Below are 20,086 nucleotides of genomic sequence, written 5' to 3' on the forward strand. Positions count from 1 at the left end.
GGTGATGACTGACGGATTCCGCATGATCGCTGCCATCGCTCTATATGCAGCAGCAGCCTGCACGACGTCTGCCTCGCCGGAGCCGGAGCCGGCGCCGATGAGTGTGGCGGACATGATTGAGACTGCCCGCATGCAGTCAGGCTCGTCCACGAATATTGAATTGAACGGACGAAGGACACGAATAGGAGACAGCGTGTCCGTTTCGCCGGCGGGCGGGCGGTTCGTATCTGCAGTCGTGCGGGGAAATATCGGGCAGGACCGCGTGGAGGTCGACATCATAACGGCGCGGCTGGACGATCTGTACACGGCCGCTGATGTGAGGGTCGCTGCAAGGGTATCCGCACTCGCGCGGGGCAACACCGATATCCTTCTGACGTTTGAGCCGATGTTCTCCTGGCTGAATGAAGATACCGTAGCGTTTCGCTGGGAATCTGGGGACGGTAGTACACAGGTATTCAGACTTGATCTTTCAGCAGAACATTTGACGCAGGTTACAGCGCATGACCGGGGTGTGACCTTCTTCCGGTTTCATTCCGACGGGACGATCATCTATCAGGTTCCTGCGCCGCCGGAGCCTCCTTCGCCAAGTCTCCTGCGGACCGGAGGCCTGGTGGAGTCGGTGGATGCATATGTGCTCGCGCAGGGCGAGGCGCACGCTACCGGGATAATTACCGACATGTATAATCGCCGCTGGTTCCTTCAGCGTGCAGGAGAAAGTCCCCGGCATATCGACGTAAGCGGAATGGGTCATGATGTGGATCGAACACGGGTCGCCGCGTTCTCTCCGGATGGCAGGTATCTTGTGGTGGCCGCCACGCCTGCCGAAATACCAGCGACCTGGGATGCTTACCGGGGCGGTTACATGGACGTCATTGTTAAGAACGAGCGCGTAAATCCCAGAACCGGGCTGATGGCGATTCAGCTGCAGCAATACTATCTCATTGATGTTGCCACGGGAGAGGTGCGTACCGCGCTGGATGCCCCGGTGCCCCTGGCCTTCGACAATGTTTTCTGGTCTCCCGACAGCACCTCCTTTCTGGTCGGTCCGACTTACCTGCCTTTTCCCACAGATGAGGCAGGGGTCTGGGGGCGCGCACTGATCGAAATTGATCCGTATACATTGGAACGCCGCATCCTCCCGACATTCGGGCTGAGCGCTGATCGGCGATCCTGGGACGAGATCCGGTGGGTTGAGAATGATACGGTTCTTGTCCGGGAGGGACAGACAGAGCTTCTTCTGCGCCGTTCAGAAGGGCAGTGGAGCTTGCTCAGCGAAGAGACCGCGCCGCTGATCGAAGCGCCAATTGAGCCTCCTGTCCGCGTAGAAGCGCGTCAGGACGCAAACACCCCCCCTGTTCTTTTTGCTGTCGATGCAAGGGCAGGCACCGAGTTGCTGATCTATGATCCCAACCCTGGCCTGGTCGATCGCTTCAGTCTCGGCCATGTTGAGCATTTCGAATGGGCGGCGGGTCCGCGGACCTGGAGCGGCATGCTCTACTATCCTGCAGGTTATGAGGAAGGACGTCGCTACCCGCTGGTGCTGCAGACGCATGGACACGGCGCGCCTTCGCAGTTCTCACTGAATGGGATGGGCGGATCTCATCCCGCAATGGGTCCGGGTGTCTCGATCTATGTTGCCCAGCCGCTCGCAGGCAGAGGAATGTTTGTTCTTCAGATGGAAGATCAGGGCGGGTTTGCCTCGGGCAGGGAAGAACTTGAGGCCTATATGTCTGCTTACGCCGCTGCAATCGGGGCACTGGACGATCGCGGGTTTATTTCTCCAGACCGGGTGGGGATTTCAGGGTTCAGCCGCACCGGCTGGCATGTGCTTTACGCCCTGACTCACACGGATATTCCGTTTGCGGCAGCAATTGCCAGTGACAACATTCAGGGAGGGTATTCTCATCCGCTGATGATCCCTGGATCAGCGGAGTTCGAACTCGGTAGTGCTCCGTATGGAACTGGCCTGAAGAACTGGCTGGAAATGTCTCCGTCGTTCAGCGTTGAACGTCTCAGGACGCCTCTGCGTCTGCAGGCGGAGGGGGCGAAAACTCCAAGCTTCCTGCTCAGCGCCTGGGAATTCTTCTCCAGAGCCAGGCATACCGGACTGCCTGTCGAATTCAATCTTGCTCCTGATGTTCTGAATGGCAGCCACCTGCTGCAGAATCCGGCGCAGACGCTCGCGATCCAGCAGGGTGCCGTCGAGTGGTTTGACTACTGGCTGAATGGTGTTCTGCCAGCTGATGGTGAGAAGCGCTCTCGCCAACTCAGGAAGTTGAAGCACCTGAATGATTTGGCGAAACAGGAACCGCGCCCCCCCTTGCTGGACTGGCAGCCGGTATCCCGACCTTGATAGGGATGAGAAATGCCACCGGCGCCGCGTCAAATGGCCCCCGCAGCCGGAGGGGCCGGGACGCGTCATTCGGACCCGGATTGAAACAGATTCTGGATCTGTCGTTGAACGTTCAGCCTGCGCCGCTCCTGATGTGGCGGGACGAGGGGGCGTCAGCTTCTGAGATATCCGCGCAGGCGATCCGACAGGGGGCAGTGTACCGGCGCTAGGCACGGGGAGGGGAACTTCTGATTGATCGGTTCCTCGTCACGGACCGGAACAAGGCCAGGCTCCGCCGGATTGGCCTGCCTCTCAGCAATAGCCTCCATTATGTTAGCCCCCGCGGTTTCTGAAATTGACGCCGAAAATGAGAACAAATAAGAACAAACTCCTGATTGCGAAGAGAGGGTTGTGCCATGGCTGATCCCACCGTTGTGATTGACGCGATGCCTGATCAGGTCCGGTATGGCCTGGAGCACGGGTATCGCTGGCTGGTGATCTTCGTGGACGCGGAGTTCGGGAAAGACTTTCCGGAATATGCGCGCGATGAGGCCGAGCTTGGGCGGCTGCAGGCTGAAGCCACAGCAGACCAGTACATTGCCAGTGAGTTCGAACTGACCGGTTCGGCAGAGGAGATCCTCAAGCGGCTACGGCCCGAACATTGAGGGCTTTTCCTTTTTGCGCGCGGGCGTAGGCTGCGCCCATGTGCAACCTCTATTCCTTCGGGTCTCCCGGCCGCGTGATGGACGCGGCCAACAAGGCATTGGGCGGCGAAGTGAGGCTCGGCGCCCATGCGGGCAACCTGGCCGAAGGTTTTGTCGGCGCGGACAGTGGCGGGCCGGGGATCCGCGCGGCGGGCGAGGACTTCGAGATCGATGTCCTGCGCCGGGGCTTCCCGCCCACATCTCCCAAAGACAGGGACGGGAAGTGGGAACCTCTGATCACGAACATTCGTAGTCTGTAAAGAGACGGGAAGAGGGATGTGAGCCGGAGCTCCCGCCCGGCGTGCCGGGCCGCACCCTACATCCTCCCATTCGTTGCGCGGTGTGCTGGCCTGTCGGCACTCGGATGCAAGCCGGCCGGGATGAAATTCACCATGCCCGGTGTCGAGCCATTTGAGCGCCGCATCAAAGGGGGGAGCTTCTGCTTTGGACAGAAGGGGAGTTCTTTCCTGCAGGTTTGATGCCTTTGTCGCCGCGGTAATTCATGTTGATTTGGATTTCTGCCGGCGGCAGGCGGGGGGAAAGAATACGGGGGCAGATCTCAGCCGATAGTGCCAGAGGTTGATCCATTGTTGGTAACGGGGACCGTATGACCATTCTTGCGAATACAGTAGCCGGCCGCGCCTCCTGCGCCACCCGGAGAAGGGGGGCTCAGCCAGCCTTGGCCATTTGCGCCGGGCGTACCGTAGGTACCGCCTGCGCCTCCATAAGCGCCCCCAGTGCCACCTGCGCCCCCTCCGGAGGATGTGCCATTGCTGCCGTTGGACGCACCCCAGTCGCCAGCGCCCCCCGGCCCGTTGGGCGCGCCGCCGCCGCCGCCGCCACCCGCAAGATATTCGGGTTCCGGCCAGCCCTGTTCGGTGCTTGCTGCCCCGCCGCCACCCCCGCCGCCGCCGCGGACCTGCGCGCCGCTGTCGATCGTGATTGTGATCGGATGCCGGCAATAGATGGCATCGCCCCCGGCGCCGCCGGGCATAGCATTAATTCCGCCTTCACCGCCTGCGCCGCCGCCTCCGAACACGGATCCTCCTGTTTTGATCGCCAGAGCCAGGTTGATCGTGAAAGGGGCCCCTGGCCATGTGCCGGTATCGATGGCGATGCCCCCCGGAACGCCCCCGGGCCCGGTAATGGCCACACCATTCCCGACTTCGAAGGTGATGTTGGCATTCATGGCGCCGTTATAGCCGGCGGCATTCGCGAGACTGCGGAGGTTTACCGGACCTGATCCGGTTATCTGAATAGTTGTCTCGAAGATGGGGTCATTGACCGTCACCGAAGCGCTCGCCGTATTACTCCCACCCGCCGGGCCGTTGACCGTCAGAGTGTAGGTTCCCGATGCTGAGGGCGTGATGACGATTGACCCGCCTGCGACGGGACTGACGGCCCCTATACCATTATCAATGGCTGCGCTCGTGGCGTTGGCGCTGGTCCAGCTCAACGTTGTTGTCTCGCCCAGGGTAAGTGTGGCGGGGGTTGCGATCAGCGTGCAGGTGGGGGTCGGATAGACAGTGACGGTCGCCTGCGCCGTAGCCGGACCAAAGGGGCCGATGGCGGTCAGGGTATACGTCGTGGTTGTGGCGGGCGAAACATTTACCGAACCCGCTGCAATCGGTGACACGGCTCCGATTCCCTGATCAATGGAGACGCCGGTTGCAAAATTGCTCGTCCAGCTGAGGGTTGAGGCATTGCCCTGCGCGATTTCGGTGGGGCTTGCAGCGAGAGTGGCCTGAACAGAATCTGGCGGCGTCTGACTGAGTGTCGTCCGGTTGCCGGCTGCATCGTACTCATAAGTGATTGTTGCGCCATTGCTGTAGACGACGGTCTTCACCCGCCCGAGTTCATCATAAGTATAGGTTACCGTATCGGCGAATGCATTATTCCGTAGGCTGAGCAAAGCGGCGCCCGATACGCCCGCAAGGATCTGGGCGAGAAAACCGCGCCGGCCAATCATGTCTCGCCCCTTTCCCGGGGAAATATCCCGGAACCGCTCGCCCAATGGTTGACTCAATCAAAAATAGACAAATACTGGGCCTGTCAAGACGAAGTTGGGGTGGAATATGCGGGCTCTGGTTTGGCTGTTCGTAGTGTCGATCCTTCAGACGCTCAGCGGGGCGGGCGGCGCCGCGCGCGCTCAGCTGTTGCCTGCGACAAAGTTTGAGTACGGACTGCTCGTATCGCCCGCTGCCGCAGAATCCTATTATGGTACATCTGCAACACGGACGTCTTCTTTCACAGGGGTGTCGGGATTTGAGGGGCGGCCGCCGGAGATCGTCGAGCAGGCAAGAGCACTCGGCGACAATGTCGATCTGATATACGAATACGTCCATAACCATATCGACGTCGAATTCTCGTTCGGGCTGCGCAAAGGCGCGCTCGGCACGTTGATTGACCGGTCGGGCACACCGTTCGACATCAACGTGCTGTTTGTCGAGATCGTGCGACAGGCGGGTTATTCTGCACGGTACCAGATCGGCACGGCGACGTTTACCGGCGCGCAGTTTGAAGCCTGGACGGGCGTTTCAAATGCGGCGGCCGCCTGCAAACTGCTTGCCTATAACGGCATACCAGCGGCGATAAACGGAAGCTCTCCGGCCAATTGCGACCTGTCGGGATCCGTTATCTCCGTCGATATGAAGCATGCGTGGTCTGAGGTTGATATCGGCGGGACGTGGTATGTTTTCGACCCGTCATTCAAATCGAGGCATATAGCGGCCGGCCGCGACCTTGTGGCCGGATCAGGCTTTGTATCCGGCGCCGCCGCAACACAGGCCTCCTCAGGTCTGGAGACGGGAACGCAGGGTGGTCAGAGCTATATCCGGCAGATCGGAACGTCGTCGCTGGCAACCTATCTCAGCGCCCGGTCGCAGCAGCTTCTTTCGGATCTGTCTGCGAACGCGCCCTCGGCCGATATGCCGGAAGTTATGGGCGGACCCAACCTTGCGCAGGTATATGCGCCGCCCGGCGGGTTCCGGGCGACCACGCTTCCTTATGGTGTGGCTTCCGCGATAGCGGTTACCGGCGATATTCCGGATCAGTACCGCACCGGCATGCATGTCGATGTGAATATCTGGTTCGGGAGTTTCGAGCGCCAGCTCTGGGTCGATGAAATTTACGGTCGCCGCCTGGGGTTCAATTCGAACTTCGATTATGATCACATTCAGGAATTTGAAGACTATTTCAGCCTGGGACTTCATCTGGAACTGGATGACGTCAAGCTCAACTCAATCCTGTACGATTGCCCCACGCCGGGAACCTGCGGGCCGTCTTTCAATTTTGCCACTGAGATACAGGTAAATCATCCCTATGCGGCCGATGCAGGGGCATATGCCGATCAACTGATCACCTATGCAGGGGGCGGCGCGATCCCCATCACGATCATTCATGGCTGGGGAAGCACCTCCCCGGAGCTTTCGGCCAAATGGTCAACGGAGCGCTCCGAAGACAAGGCGCTGCCCGGGCGGCTCGGCTGGTATGAATGCACCCCGGAATATCTCTGCAATCCGCAATTTCTCTCACCGGCAGGGGATTTCACCCGGCAGCTGCTGGGCGCGAACTGGCTCGCGCAGCTGAGCCAGATGTTCTATCTTCAGGAGCGGGTCGGGCACAGCCTGATAGGTCATCACCATAGTGTCGGCCTGGTGCGCTGGACCTATGACATGCAGACTTATGAGGTGGCGCCCGGGGGGCCATTCGACTTCGGGGTCTCCAACCAGCAGACCCTGCTTGACTACAGAACCGCGCTCAGCGTCGTGAATCTGGACAATGACACGGCCCGTGCCAATGCGGTGGCCCGCTCTGCGGCCAATGCCGCAGCTATGCTGGAGGGATCCGTCGTTGAGCAGATGCAGGACCTGCCCGACGGTACGTCCACGGCGTCACGCTTTGGCTGGTCCAACGTACCGGATGAAGATCCGTGTGCAACCGGCGCCCGGCGCTTCTTCGACTTCACCGGCCTGACCTCGCCCAATACCCTGCCGCTGATCGTCTTTGATGGGACAACCACGGGCTGCACAGATTCTCTCCCGATTACGCCTGGTGAGCGCTCCAACATGCGCAACAATTATTCCGGGCTTGTTCAGGCGTATTTGAATAGCGGGTTTTCGGTTATCGGGACGAGCGAAGCCTTTACGGGGCCGGGCGGCAGGCTGGGCAATCTGCTGCCTGGTCCCACCTATGCCTACACCCCGAGCTTGCAGCGCGGCGGCGCCTTTGTGGCTAACAAATTTGATCTGGAAGGCAACGTTGTTGAGATCGGGCATATCGTCCAGATAGGAACCGAAATCGGAAAGGGGGGAGGGGGCAGTTCTCCGGAATCGAGCGCGGTCGAGTTTGATGCGCGCCGGGCGCCCGATGTCCTGAAGGACAGGTTCGTAGACAGGAGTTCCGTGCACGGGGTAAACCTGTCCAATGGCAAGACAAGTTACACGACACCCTCTCTGCTGTCGGCCGGAGGTGGCGAAGGAGCGCCTTACCGTCTGGATTATCAGCTGACCTTCCAGCCGGGCGGGCGGTGCACGGGCATTTTCGGGCCCTGCATCGGGCCCCCGAAGGGAGGCTGGGCCGGAAACTGGGACATTTACTTCACGCTGGGGGGATCTGGTCTTGAGGCGATGGGGGGAACGACCCCTCTGGTGGCCACAGATGCCGTGATCGCGATCATGGCGATGCAGGACATCTACTATCAGGCTGGGCTGGATGACCTTCGCCGGGATGTCTTCGCGACGCTCGCTGCTGACTGGTGGCGCGCCCGGATGGTCGGCAACACGGCAACGGTGACCCGGAGCTATCAGGGACAACAATATGTCCGGCGCGCGGACAACACATGGCAGCCGCCCGTCGGCAATCCCGGCCCCCTCACTCAATCTGCGCCGCGCACCAAAGTGCGGGACATGTGCCATCCCAATCCCTCTCAGGCACCGGCGGTGCCCGCCCCGGCCCGGCGGTGGGATATCACAGGGGTGACCTTCACGCTGCGCAATCCTGGCGGTGACACGCTCAGTTTTGCTCCGGTCACAACGGGCTATTCGTCAGATCCCTGCGCAATAATGTCTTACTACACGCTGAGCAGCTGGACCTGGCCTGAGGGACCCTCCCTCTCATTTCTTCCGGGAGCCGTTACCTCCAGTCTCGGGAGAACCCTGACTTATTACGGAGATTCAGCAGCCATTGGCGGCCGGAGTGCGTCGGTGAACACCCCCGGGACGGAAGTCACAGCGAGCGCCGGGGAGAAGTGGAATTTTGCGTTCACGCCGGGTGTGGGGCGATCTGCGACCACCCGCCCGGTATGGCCGCAGATCTACCGGATTTTTGAACCTGTCAGTGCGACCCTGCCTGCGCTCGAGTACACTTATGACGCGCTCGGCCGGGTAAGAGAGGTGCGCGACGCGGTCGCGCTTCAGGCGACCCGGAACCCCTACATATTCTACATCGCGGATCAGGTGCGCGGCAGCCGCGTGGATCCTGCAGGGGGCATCTACACAGTCTATTACGACACCGACGGAAATCCTGTCCGCTACATTGATGAGATTAATCGTCTGTCCACAGCTGACTATGACGGACGCAAACGGGTCATACAGCGCGCCTATCCTGAAGGTGACCATGATGTCTTTGAGTATGACGCCCGGGACAATGTCACAAAGCTCGTCCGGAACGCCAAGCCCGGCTCGGGACTGTCGCCGCTGGAGATTGAGGCGACCTATGACAGTACCTGGAACAAGATCGCGACCCTTCAGGATGCGCGGGGTAACACGACAAGCTTTACCTATCACCCGTCGGGCAACGGGGCAGGACAGCTGGCAACCGCCGTGCGGCCGGCGGTCGGCGGGCTGAACCCGACCTATACATTCGGATACAATGCGCTTGGTCTGATCGCGTCCGAGACCGATCCCACGGGGCGTACGACGACGTATGGCTACAATGCCCTCGGAGACCGGACCTCGATGACGGTTGCCACCGTCGCAATCGGCGCGAACCCGGCGCTCAATCTCACAACGCTCTACACGCCTGACAGCTGGGGCAATATTACCGGCGTCACCGACCCGAGAGGCAACGCCACGAGCACGGCGTATGATGCCGCGCGCCGCCCGACGGTCGTAAAGAACCATGACGGGGGCAGCGCAGCGGGGCTGCTGGCCGCCACCGAAACCCTTTATGACGCCCTGGGGCGGGTTCAGGAAACCAGGGGCGGCACGGCTTTTTCGGGTACGGATGTCACGGCGTGGCAGACACTGGAGACGCGCACTTACACCCCAACCAGTCAGGTTCATACGGTGACCAATGGGGCGGGCAACACGACCACGAATGCCTATGATCCGCTGGATCGCCTGCTGCAGGTGACCGATCCGGTGAACCGGATCACCCGTAATGAGTATGACCTGGCCGGTCAGCTCACCCGTATCATGCGGGCTTATGGCTCGCCGCTGCAGCAGGACTATGCGCGGTATACTTACACCCCGAATGGCCTGCAGGCGTCCGTGAGGGATGCGAACGATAACCGGTCAGTCTATGTCTATGACGGGTTTGATCGTCTGTGCCGGCTTTACTTCCCTGTGGCGGCGCTGGGTTCGAATGCGGCAAACACCGGGGGCATCGCAGAGAATGAGCTGACCTGCGCCAGTGGCGGCGCCGCGCCTGACTATGAGGGGTATGGTTATGACGCCAATGGCAACCGGACGAGCCTCAGACTCCGCTCTGGCGAAACCATCGGATTTGAGTTTGATGTCCTGAACCGTCAAACCGTGAAGGACATTCCTGGCGGGACAGCAGAGGACGTCTATACCGAATATGACCTGGCTGGCCGGGCGCTATCGAGCCGGTTCGTGTCCACCGGGGGCGACGGGCTCATCTACAGCTACGATGCTGCCGGACGGATGCTGAGCGAACAGAGCACGATCGGCACCGCGCGGACCCTGAGCTATCTCTACGACGCGGCGTCCAACCGCGAACGGATAACCTGGCCGGACAGTCAGTATGTGACCTACACCTATGACGCGCTTAATCGCGTTGACCTCGTGCTCGAGAGTGGCGCCGGGACTCTGGCGGACTACAGCTACGACCCGCTTGGACGCCGCGCGACTCTGACGCGAGGCGACGGCAGTATCTCCACTTTCAACTATGATTCCGCCTCAAGGCTGTCCGGGCTGACGCTTGATCATCCGGGCACCGGCAATGATCAGACCTATGGGTATACCTACACGCCGGCCAGCCAGGTCGAGCAAAGAACGTCCACGAATGAGCTCTATACCTGGGCTGCGCCCTTGGCGGGCAAGGCTTATGATCGAAACGGTCTCAATCAGTACACCACCATATCGGGTACGGGGCTCAGCTATGACTTGCGGGGCAATCTGACCTCGGACGGTGCCCGCACGTTCGGGTATGACTATGAGAACCGGCTGATAAGTGTGGGTGGGCCGGTGACTGCGGGCTTGAGCTATGATCCGGGTGGGCGGCTGCGGCTGGTCTCGGTGAGTGGCGGCAACACGGTTGATTTTCTTTACGGAGGAAACGCGCTGCTCGCAGAATATGATGGCGCCGGCACATTGATCCGGCGCTATGTCCATGGTCCTGGTGTGGACGAGCCGCTTGTGTGGTATGAGGGGGCGGGCCTAACCGACCGGCGCTATCTGATCGCCGACCGTCAAGGGAGCATTGTGGCCGAGAGCGGGGCCATTCTCACGCGGCATACTTACGGCCCTTATGGTGAGCCGGATACCTGGCTGAGCGGGCGGTTCAGATACACTGGTCAGATCCGACTGCCGGGCGTTGAGCTCTATCACTACAAGGCGCGGGCCTATGATCCGGTGTTGGGACGGTTCTTGCAGACCGACCCTGTGGGGTATGCGGATCAGATGAACCTGTACGCTTACGTCGCAAATGATCCGTTGAATATGATTGACCCCACTGGACTGGACAGTGTCCACAGAAAGCGCCATGCACAACAAGCAGCTGAACAGCAAAAAGCAGCACACGCGTACTCTTGTTCTGGTGCGGACATGTTTAGCTGCGGTGCTGGAGACAGAGGGCGCGCGGTTGGTGCAGCAATGAGATATGCGACGAATGGATCGGGAACTGATTTTGTAAATAGCGTTGTCGCTGCTTCTTTGAAGTTGAGCACGGACAGTCAACTCAACTTGGCCAGAATGGGGGTCGATCAGACCTTGGACAAAGGATTCGCATATAACTCAGGCAACTTTCTGTACGGAAGTATGTTGAATGCTCCACTTGTAGCTATTACCAAACGTCCTGTCACGGTCGGCCTGACTGTTGGCGCAGCGAACGTGCCGGCATCCATCGTTGCGAGTATATACTCTGCTCACGACAACTTGGTCGCTTCTGGAGTCGACCCAAGCACGCTTTCAAGCGAAGTAGTTGGTTCAATTATAGCGGCAGCGGCGTCGAATGCGGACTTCAAGTACGACGCAGGCACCAACACGCTTACGGCCACATTTCTTGTTTCCGAGGCTGGAAGCCGGATTGTCCGGAGGCGAGAGATGGAAATCTGCAAGGTGACTGAGGAGGGGCAGTGTGAGTAGGCAGAGATCGCCGTGGAAATGGTTCTTGTGGTTTAATGTATTGGGACTAATTGCAATATTCCTTTTGACTACTCTTCGATAACGGTTTTGCCCGATGCGTCATCCTCTTCTGGTTTTTCTCGCCTGACAGAGTCTCTCCGCGACTGTTAGGTCGGATAGCGCTCAGCGAAATCCGCCACGCGAAACTGAAGGTCTCCGGCTCGGCCTCGATGACGCTGGCACATGATCCGGGCGGGTGTCTCCGCCAGACCGTCTCCGGCGGCAACACGACACAGTTCCTGTATGGCGGCAATGCGCTGCTGGCGGAGTATGACGGCGCGGGCACGCTGCTGCGGCGCTATGTGCACGGGCCGGGCATCGACGAGCCGCTGGTCTGGTATGAGGGCGCAGGTCTCACCGACCGGCGCTACCTGATCGCCGACCGGCAGGGGAGTATCGTTGCCGTGACTTGGGCGACGTCATCTCGCCAACTCTATGGCCCGTATGGTGAGCCTGACATCTGGGCGGGCTCCCGGCTGCGCTACACGGGCCAGATCGCGCTGCCGGAAGTGTCGCTCTATCACTATAAGGCCCGCGCCTATGACCCGGTGCTGGGCAGGTTCCTCCAGACCGATCCGGTGGGGTATGCGGACGGTCTCAACTGGTATGCCTATGTCGGAAATGATCCGCTGAACTTTATGGATCCTTCGGGCGCTGAGCGGGTACATGCGAAGGCCTTTATTCGCTCGACATATGGACGTAGCCGAGCGTACCAATCCTTCAATGCCTCCCTCCAAGACGGAACAGCAAAACATCCCACGTACTTCTTCGCTGCAGCATCCTATACTACAGGCCTGACAGGTCTGGGTGGAGGTGAAATAGGCAAGATGATTCCTGGTGCGCGGTGGTTGAATCCTATGTCAGGCAAGTCAGTTACTTATGCTAATCATCTGGGCGTGCTTCTATATGCCCAGGTGAACAAACCCTTGTATGAGCCGCTGTATGATGGCGGTACACTGCCCTCAGAACTCCAAGGTCTATCTGGGACCGCACTTGATCATGCGCTTGTTTCTCTTGAGCAGTCTTTAGTGCAAAGCTATCTTGAATCTATGCCTGACAAAGATCGCGCGCAATTTTCGAATAAAGCAAATCGTGCTTTGAAAATGTCTCCAAACTCAGCGGTTCAAGCGGTCTTAAAAGAGCTTGGAGGCGATTTTGACTTTGGCAATCAAGCGCATCGGGAGGCGATAGGCAAAGCGCTCACTGACGAAGCTCGCAACGAAGGGTGCGTGGTGCCGACAGGGAGTAAAATTTGCAGATGATTCGAACGCTAAGCGTGTGGTTGCTATCAATTATAGCTGGAGCTGTCGTCACGACAACGCACTCGATCTTTGTACTAAAAATGGATCTACTTTATGTCGCTGGAAGCTTTGGACTGACAATTTTATACTTTCTCATTTTTTCAATGATATTGATCGCACCAGCTTTTTTATTCGCCATTTTGAGTTTGAGATCAGTCGTTCTAGCGATTTTGGCATTTCTGATTTTTGTTGGTTGGGCTATCTGGGTTCATTCTGAGATACTTTTTTCCTTTGCTGTGGGTGACGACGGATTGTCGCTAGGCTACTGGGTGATGTGTGTGTCTTTAATTGGGCTCGGAACAATCGCTCGACTCAAACAGCGTGTTTAGCAATTGTATGGGCACAAACAGAGAGCAAAATCTCACGCTAAATGGCGGATCATTCGTCTACGATTGAGCACGCTGAGCTATCAGTATGACGGTGCCTCTGAACCAGTACACGGCGGTTTCCGGCACAGGGTTCACCTATGACCTGCGGGGCAATCTGTCCTCGGACGGGGCCCGCACGTTCGGGTATGACTATGAGAACCGGCTGGCCTCGGTGAGCGGGGCTGCGTCGATGACGCTGGCTTACGACCCCGGCGGGCGGCTGCGCCAGACGGTGGCGGGCGGCGCGACCACGCAGTTCCTGTATGGCGGCAATGCGCTGCTGGCGGAGTATGACGGCGCGGGCACGCTGCTGCGGCGCTATTTGCATGGGCCGGGGATCGACGAGCCGCTGGTCTGGTATGAGGGCGCAGGTCTCACCGACAAGCGCTACCTGATCGCCGACCGGCAGGGGAGTATCGTTGCCGTGAATGGGGCGACGTCATCTCGCCAACTCTATGGCCCCTATGGCGAACCGGATGCCTGGAACGGCAGCCGGTTTCGCTACACCGGCCAGATCGCCCTGCCTGAGGTCTCCCTCTATCACTACAAGGCGCGGGCCTATGACCCCATGCTGGGGAGGTTCCTGATTTGAAGAAGCGTTGCTCAAATTAAGTAGTATAGAGCGCAACAGTCCAGGCTATCCAAGAATCGATTTTTTCTTTTGGAAGCATATTTGAATCTCCGAACAATGAGAACTGAGGATGCGAAGACATCGATATCCGAAGCTTTAAACAGGTTGGAAGGGAACAAGCGTGTCTCACCCGTTCTCCGAGTGTACAAGCGAAAATACATTGAGTGGGTAATGTCGAATCTCTATGGGCATAGCGCAGAGAAATCGGTGGACTACTCCGAAGTAGATTTGAGGCTGATCGATACTAGAACAAAAAGCTTGTTCCCTTTACGCGATCATCCCGATCCCGCCCGGCCGGTAACGGTGAAGGCGCAAGGGGCGCCTCGGGGGTCGAGGCCATAGAGCTTGATCCGCTTGCCGCAATCTCCCGGGCCGGACACCAGGCGGAGTGCCGGTCCAACCCGCTCCGGGGTACTGTTCAGTTTGCCTGGGTCACGACCGGAATGACCAGCGCGCCACCGTTTGCCGATGTCCTGATCGCACCTGCGCTGCGGGTGTGGCCGTCGCCGAAACCCGCCCGTTCCAGCAGTTCGCCCAGCTCGCTGGCGGGATGGTCTGCGCTGCGCACACTGAGGCCCTGCGCTTCCAGATGCCTGAAGCCTATGGGACGGCTTGTTCCGGGTGAACCGGGAACGGCGAGCACGAGAAGTTGCATGGGCCCGGTCGCCTGGCGATGATCAGCATTGGCGAGACTTTCTGGATAGTAGACAATCCGGCTCTCGCCCGGGTGAACTCTCATTCCGTCGCCTTCGTAACCGCCGGCATAGGTCCACAGAAAGAAGACGTTCCCCCAGGCATCGATGTAAAAGGTCGAAACATCGAGCGGGACGCTGCCTGTGTTGCGGACATCCAGATAGACATAGTCGCAATTCCTGACGACCGGCGGGCTCTCGCGCCATTTGTATTCCCGTGCGCCGGGGGGCGGGCCGCCAATCTGCTCGGGCGCATTCCCGGGCCCGTCAAGGGATGGGCAAGGCGCCCCCTGACGGGCTTCCGCAGATCCCGGAAGCACGAAAAGGCGCACGTCGAGCGCAGCTGAAATTTCTGAAGTGCGCAGCGTCCCGGCCACACGCATCAGGTTAGCGTGCTTGCCGAATTGCCTGAGCGCCCCTTCCAGGTTTCCCATCGTGAGGCTGGCGGCATCCAGGCTGTAAGGGTCCCCGGTGCCACGCAGGGCGAGGTCTGCGCCCCGCCTGAAGAACCAGACGCGGCCATCGGAGATGTAAGGATATATGTCTGCAGGTTCATCCGGCCCCGCCCGTTGTATGGCGACCTTCCGGTTTTCGGGGGCCATGTCGAGCAGCCCGTCCATCAGGCCCGTCACCTTTGCCACCAGATCCCGGTCACCGGGGCTCGCGGTCCGGCCCGGCAGCGTCGCGGGCCCTGCGACATGCAGAACAAAGGACGGGTCCTGCGCAATGACGACGGCAGCCAGGCGTGCCAGCTCGGCGCGCCCGCCAGCCTTTGCAGAGGCAATGATTGCTTCTCCGGCTGCTGCCGTTTCCAGGATTTCGAGGCGGGCTTCACTCAATCCCGTCACACTGAGGCGCGCGCGGGCAAGCATCCTCGTATCGCCGGCCCGGTCATTGAGCGCAATAACTGTGCCCTCTCCAAGGCCGTCAAGCGCCCCCGCCTTTACAAAGAGCTCGCCGCCTGCCGACCGGATCGCGAAGGACTTCCTTCCGGGTCCCGAACCGATCATCGGAGACTTGTGAAGATCGCCCTCGAACATCGCGAACGTTTCGCTGCGCATGCCTTGGGCATAGGTCGAGACAATTTGGCGGCCAAGTTCCTCATAGTCGGAAGCACCGCCTGCCCGGATCGCCGTCAGGAGGCTCCAGGTAAACTCTCCGACGATGCTCCCCTCGGCTCCGGGCGCCTTGCTTTCATAGGCGAGCTGGGAGGGGAGGGCGGCGTAGAAGCCGACAAAGTTATCGGCTGCGCCAAAGTTGAAGACACCGTCAGCGGCCGATCCGCTCTCAGGACCTGATCCTAAGGGTCTGGCCCTGCCCATGCCGCGGGCGATTCCAAGGCTCTCGGGGTCGACGAAACGCGCTGTGCGCACTGTTTCTCCTGCCCGTGAAAGGGTTCCAGAGTGGCAGGCATCAACAATCAGCCATACTTTCGCGCCCCTGTTGCGCAGCGCACGCAGTTTCACCCCCAGCTCATTGTCGGTGATCGCGTTCAGGGCAGATGGTTCCCCGGCGGACGCTTTTACGGCGTCGATCGGCAGGAACAGTTCGTCGAGTCCGTCCGTCTCGTCGCCAGGCGTCGCCGCAGGCGCCTGCGAGCCATGACCCGAAAGATAAATCATCACCTCGCTGCCGGGCCCGGCCACCTCTGTCAGCCAGTCAAGGCCGCCGAGAATGGCCTCGCGTGTGGGCTCGCCGTCCGCAGTCGCCTTGGGCTCGACCGTGCTGGCCTCCAGCCCGTCGGCAAGCAGGCGCATACGGTGCCGGGAAAATCCCGCGTCCATTAACGTGGCGGACAGAAGCGTTACATCATTGCGCGGACCGGAAAGCCGCGGGCCTATATTCTGGTAATCCGAAACCCCCACCAGGAGCGCCCAGCGTTCGCCGGAAGAATCAGCCTGCGCCGATGCAGGACCCGCCAGGGGCAGGGACACCATGAACCCCATGAGCCAGGCCATCAGGAGACGTTCGATGCGCAGGGGCTGCACTGGTCGCACTTCCTCATTGTCACTCGGGACGAGTTCAGGCTGTAACCGAAGCCTATGCAGCAACCAGCAGGCTGGCAAGGCGGCGATTGTCTGCAAGCGGAAGTCTTACTAGACTTTCAGCAGGGACGCCTGCGGAGAGCGACATGAACGTCGGTATGCTTGCTGATGCCTGGCATGTCTCGATACGCAGCATGCTGACATGCATCGTCCTGCTGGTTGTTTCCGGGTCCGCTGCCGCGCAGGTCAGCCCGACGGCGACGAGGTTTCTGGGTGATCCGGGCCAGCCCTGGAACATTCCGGGTCAGGCGGAGGAGCCAAGGCCCGATTTGCAGCAGAAACGTCTTGAACACGTCATGGCAGCCCAGCAGCTTTCGCGCGCCAGGGACTGGGCCGCTGCGGAGCCAGCCTGGCGCGAAGCTGTTGACGTCACTTCCCTCACGCACGGGCCGCGTCATCCGATGACCGCGTATATGCGCATGGAACTGGCCAAGGTACTGGACCGGCTCGAGCGCAGGACAGAAGCTCTCGACCTCTATCTCGACGCAATCGAGATATTTTCTGTCACGCCCGGAATGGGCGTTGCAAATTCGCCGAACTGGATTGGCGAGGCGGAGTTCTGGGCGGCGGTAGACATGCTCTTCCTGAAGCTTGGTCCGCAGGAAGCTGACCAGCTTTTCCGGCGGTCCGCAGACCACCGGACGGTGCCCAGCGTGGATCTCGATTTCCATGGCATGCTGCATAACCTGGCGACCCAGCTCTTCGTTGAGGGGAACGAAAGTGGCGGTGAACGTCTGGCGCGCGAACGCCTCCTGGAGGCTGAGCGGCGCGTCGCCTTTGATGGCAGTAACGAGGCGAAAATTCATGCCGCTGCCGCTGCCGGATTTCTCAGAGCGGTCATGCAATGGCGCAGGATGGAGGCGCAGGAGGCCGAATTCCGTCGGCGCGAGCAGTCTCATCTGCGGGATTTCTGGAAAGCAGCGAACCACGCAGAGCGGAGTACTCATGCCGCCTACATTGCTTCGGTCCTGCAGTTGGAAGATTCCGTGGAGGCGGAAACCGAGTTTGTGAGCCTGCTACAGTCCGTGATCGCAGCGCAGGGGATCACCGAACAGAGCGCTGATGCCGAGCAGCTGAAACAGTTCATCGCGCTTCTCGACAGGCAGGGCAAACCTGCCGACGCCGAGAGGGTGATGCGCCGGATCATCAGCCTGCAGGCTGGGGACGCGAGTGTCTCAGACACGCAACGCTTCTCTGCGCTCTATCAGCTGGGAAGGCGCATGATCCAGCAAGGGCGGTACGCGGAAGCTGAGCCGCTACTGAGGCAGGCGATCCGATTTGCGGAAGGCGCGCCGGACGAGACTGTGATCAATACGCTGTTCGCGCAGGAACTGCTTGCACTGTCGGTAGGCCGACAGGGACGGATCCAGGAGGCCAGTGCCCTGTTTCAGCACATCGTGGCGCGCTTCGAGGAGGCTTATGGCGCGGGATCGCCGCCAAATGGATTCTATACCCCCTGGGCATGGCGAATGCTCACCTGGGGACGGCCGGATCTGGCTGTGTCCCCTGCCAGAACGGCTTGGAGGATTGAGGCAAAAAATTACGGACGCCCGGAATTCATGGCGGCGGGCGACAATCGCGACAGTTTGAAAGAGCGTGTGACCATCAGCGCGATGATTTTCCTGCGGGCGACCTGGAGTGAAGGAGAACGCCTGCCCAAGGCCCGGGCCGCGCATTCGGCCGAGGCTTTCGAGGCATTGCAGTTCGTCGGCCTGTCATCGGCCGGAGACGGGCTCGCGATCGGCTCGGCGCGCGCGCTGGCGATTGAGGCCGGGCAGGGCGATGCTGCACGAACCTGGATCGCCGCGCTGGAAGGCCTGCGGCAGGTAGATGCAAAGATTTCAGCAGCCATTCCCGGCGCGCCGGCGAGCGATCCGGGAGTGGCCGACCTCCTGGTTGAACGCCAGCGCCTCATGGCCCAGCGCGATGAGGGCGAGTTCCGTCTGCGCAGCAAAAGCGATTTTTTTGATCTGGTGGCCCCCAGAGCGGTGCCGCTGGCTGACCTCCAGCGCGTTCTCGGTGAGGACGAAGTGCTCCTGGTACTGTCGGCAGGAAATACTTACTGGCCTGACGATTTGCGGCGGGGATTTGTGTTCGCCGTGACCCGATCACACGCCGCCTGGGCCGAGATCAAAATCGACCCGGATGCGCTGACCTCGGAGATGCTGGCGCTTCATGGCCAGCTGGCAAATGGTGGCCGGACGGATACGCGCGCGCCGGGTCTCAAGACCATTGCGCCGGTGGGCAGGACGGAGGTCTTCGACCGGCAGAGATCCCACACGCTCTACGCGGCTCTGTTCGGGGACCCGGAAATTGCGGGGCTGGTCAACGGCAAGCATCGGTGGATCATTGCGCCGGAGAGCTCACTCTTCGGGTTGCCTTTCGCTGCGCTCGTCACGGCCCCGCCACCGGCGCTGGACGGTGATCTCCGGGCAGGCGACAGTGATCCCGGAACCCTACGCAAAACCAGCTGGCTCGGGCTCGAGAAGGCGTTATCGGTCGTGCCGTCAGTTGCCGCCGTGATTGCCCAGCGTACTGGCCGCAACGCAGGAGCCACGGCAGGGAATGTGTTCCTTGGCATCGGGGACCCTGAATTTCAGGGGATGGCGAGCGATACGTCCGTGCTGGACCCTGCGAGTGTCTATCGCAATGGTGTCGTCGATCTGGAGAGGTTGCGCCAGTTGCGCAGGCTCAGCGGGGCGGGCCGCGAACTGAAAAGCCTGGCGGCCAGTTTTCAGGCGGATGCCGGGAACGTCCTCACCGGCATGGCCGCCACGGAACGCGCGGTGAAGGCGCGGAATGAGGACGGGAGCCTTGCTGCCGCCGACGTGATCGCGTTTGCCACCCACGGCCTCGTGGCGGGCAGCTTCGAAGGAGCGCTCACGCAGCCGGCACTTGCGCTGACCCCGCCTGCTGTCGCGAGCGATGTGGATGACGGATTACTGCTGGCGAGCGAGATAGCGCTGCTGTCGCTGAGGGCGCGGTGGGTCATTCTGTCGGCCTGCGATACGGCGTCTGGCGGTATGCCTGGGGCTGAAGGACTTTCCGGGCTCGCCCGCGCTTTTTTCGTTGCCGGCGCTCAGACGCTCCTGGTCTCGCAATGGCCGGTAGACGACGCGGGATCAGCATTGCTGGTTGCCGAAACGATCCGCCTGCAGACTGAGGCACGTTTGTCCGGCGCCGCATCCTCTTCAGCCGAACATATGCGCGAAGCCATGTTCACCCTCGCCCAGACGCGCGATCGCGACGAGCAGGGCGAATCCTTCGCGCATCCGCGCGTATGGGCGCCCTTCATACTGGTGAGCGGCGAATAGGTCGCGGGGGCAGTGGTCGGGTTTACGCGGCGCGGCTTTAAACTCTGGCCCCTGCGGGTGCAGACCTGCGGAGACGCCGCAGTTTTCATTCTCCGTCCGGGCATGTCCGGG

9 protein-coding genes are annotated in these 20,086 nt (G+C 60.4%); 7 read left to right on the forward strand and 2 right to left on the reverse strand.

Annotated elements, in window-relative coordinates:
* Window positions 1-112 precede the first annotated feature (112 nt).
* The 3 genes from BBF93_RS06720 (at window position 113) to BBF93_RS06730 (ending at window position 3,296) form a co-directional block, all read left to right on the forward strand.
* The gene (locus BBF93_RS06720) at window positions 113-2,353 is read left to right on the forward strand and encodes a hypothetical protein (RefSeq protein ID WP_162786451.1); all 2,241 of its coding nucleotides are present in this window, start codon (window positions 113-115) and stop codon (window positions 2,351-2,353) included.
* 395 nt (window positions 2,354-2,748) lie between these two features.
* Window positions 2,749-2,997, forward strand: coding sequence for a hypothetical protein (locus tag BBF93_RS06725; protein WP_114105406.1), 249 nt, complete (start codon window positions 2,749-2,751; stop codon window positions 2,995-2,997).
* A gap of 38 nt (window positions 2,998-3,035) precedes the next feature.
* Window positions 3,036-3,296: a hypothetical protein gene (locus BBF93_RS06730; protein WP_114105407.1), complete on the forward strand. Its 261-nt coding sequence runs from the start codon at window positions 3,036-3,038 to the stop codon at window positions 3,294-3,296.
* A 299-nt stretch (window positions 3,297-3,595) separates the two neighbouring features.
* On the opposite strand, the gene BBF93_RS19970 is transcribed toward BBF93_RS06730, so the two are convergent.
* Window positions 3,596-5,005: an RHS repeat domain-containing protein gene (locus BBF93_RS19970; protein ID WP_114105408.1), complete on the reverse strand. Its 1,410-nt coding sequence runs from the start codon at window positions 5,003-5,005 to the stop codon at window positions 3,596-3,598.
* 106 nt (window positions 5,006-5,111) lie between these two features.
* On the opposite strand from BBF93_RS19970, the gene BBF93_RS06740 reads away from it, so the two are divergent.
* The 3 genes from BBF93_RS06740 (at window position 5,112) to BBF93_RS06750 (ending at window position 13,885) form a co-directional block, all read left to right on the forward strand.
* Window positions 5,112-11,585, forward strand: coding sequence for an RHS repeat-associated core domain-containing protein (locus tag BBF93_RS06740; RefSeq protein ID WP_114105409.1), 6,474 nt, complete (start codon window positions 5,112-5,114; stop codon window positions 11,583-11,585).
* A gap of 209 nt (window positions 11,586-11,794) precedes the next feature.
* A complete protein-coding gene (locus tag BBF93_RS06745) occupies window positions 11,795-12,886 on the forward strand; it encodes an RHS repeat-associated core domain-containing protein (protein WP_114105410.1) in 1,092 nt (363 codons plus the stop codon).
* 453 nt (window positions 12,887-13,339) lie between these two features.
* Window positions 13,340-13,885, forward strand: coding sequence for an RHS repeat-associated core domain-containing protein (locus tag BBF93_RS06750; protein WP_114105411.1), 546 nt, complete (start codon window positions 13,340-13,342; stop codon window positions 13,883-13,885).
* A 457-nt stretch (window positions 13,886-14,342) separates the two neighbouring features.
* Here BBF93_RS06750 and BBF93_RS06755 read toward each other — a convergent pair whose 3' ends face one another.
* Window positions 14,343-16,604 (reverse strand): caspase family protein, encoded by a 2,262-nt coding sequence (locus tag BBF93_RS06755; protein ID WP_114105412.1) that lies wholly within the window; start codon window positions 16,602-16,604, stop codon window positions 14,343-14,345.
* An 86-nt stretch (window positions 16,605-16,690) separates the two neighbouring features.
* Between BBF93_RS06755 and BBF93_RS06760 the strand changes: the two genes are divergently transcribed.
* A complete protein-coding gene (locus BBF93_RS06760) occupies window positions 16,691-19,975 on the forward strand; it encodes a CHAT domain-containing protein (RefSeq protein ID WP_162786452.1) in 3,285 nt (1,094 codons plus the stop codon).
* The last annotated feature ends 111 nt before the right edge of the window (window positions 19,976-20,086 follow it).

It is taken from the genome of Hyphomonas sp. CACIAM 19H1 (genome assembly GCF_003325995.1).
GTDB classification, from domain to species: domain Bacteria; phylum Pseudomonadota; class Alphaproteobacteria; order Caulobacterales; family Hyphomonadaceae; genus Hyphomonas; species Hyphomonas polymorpha.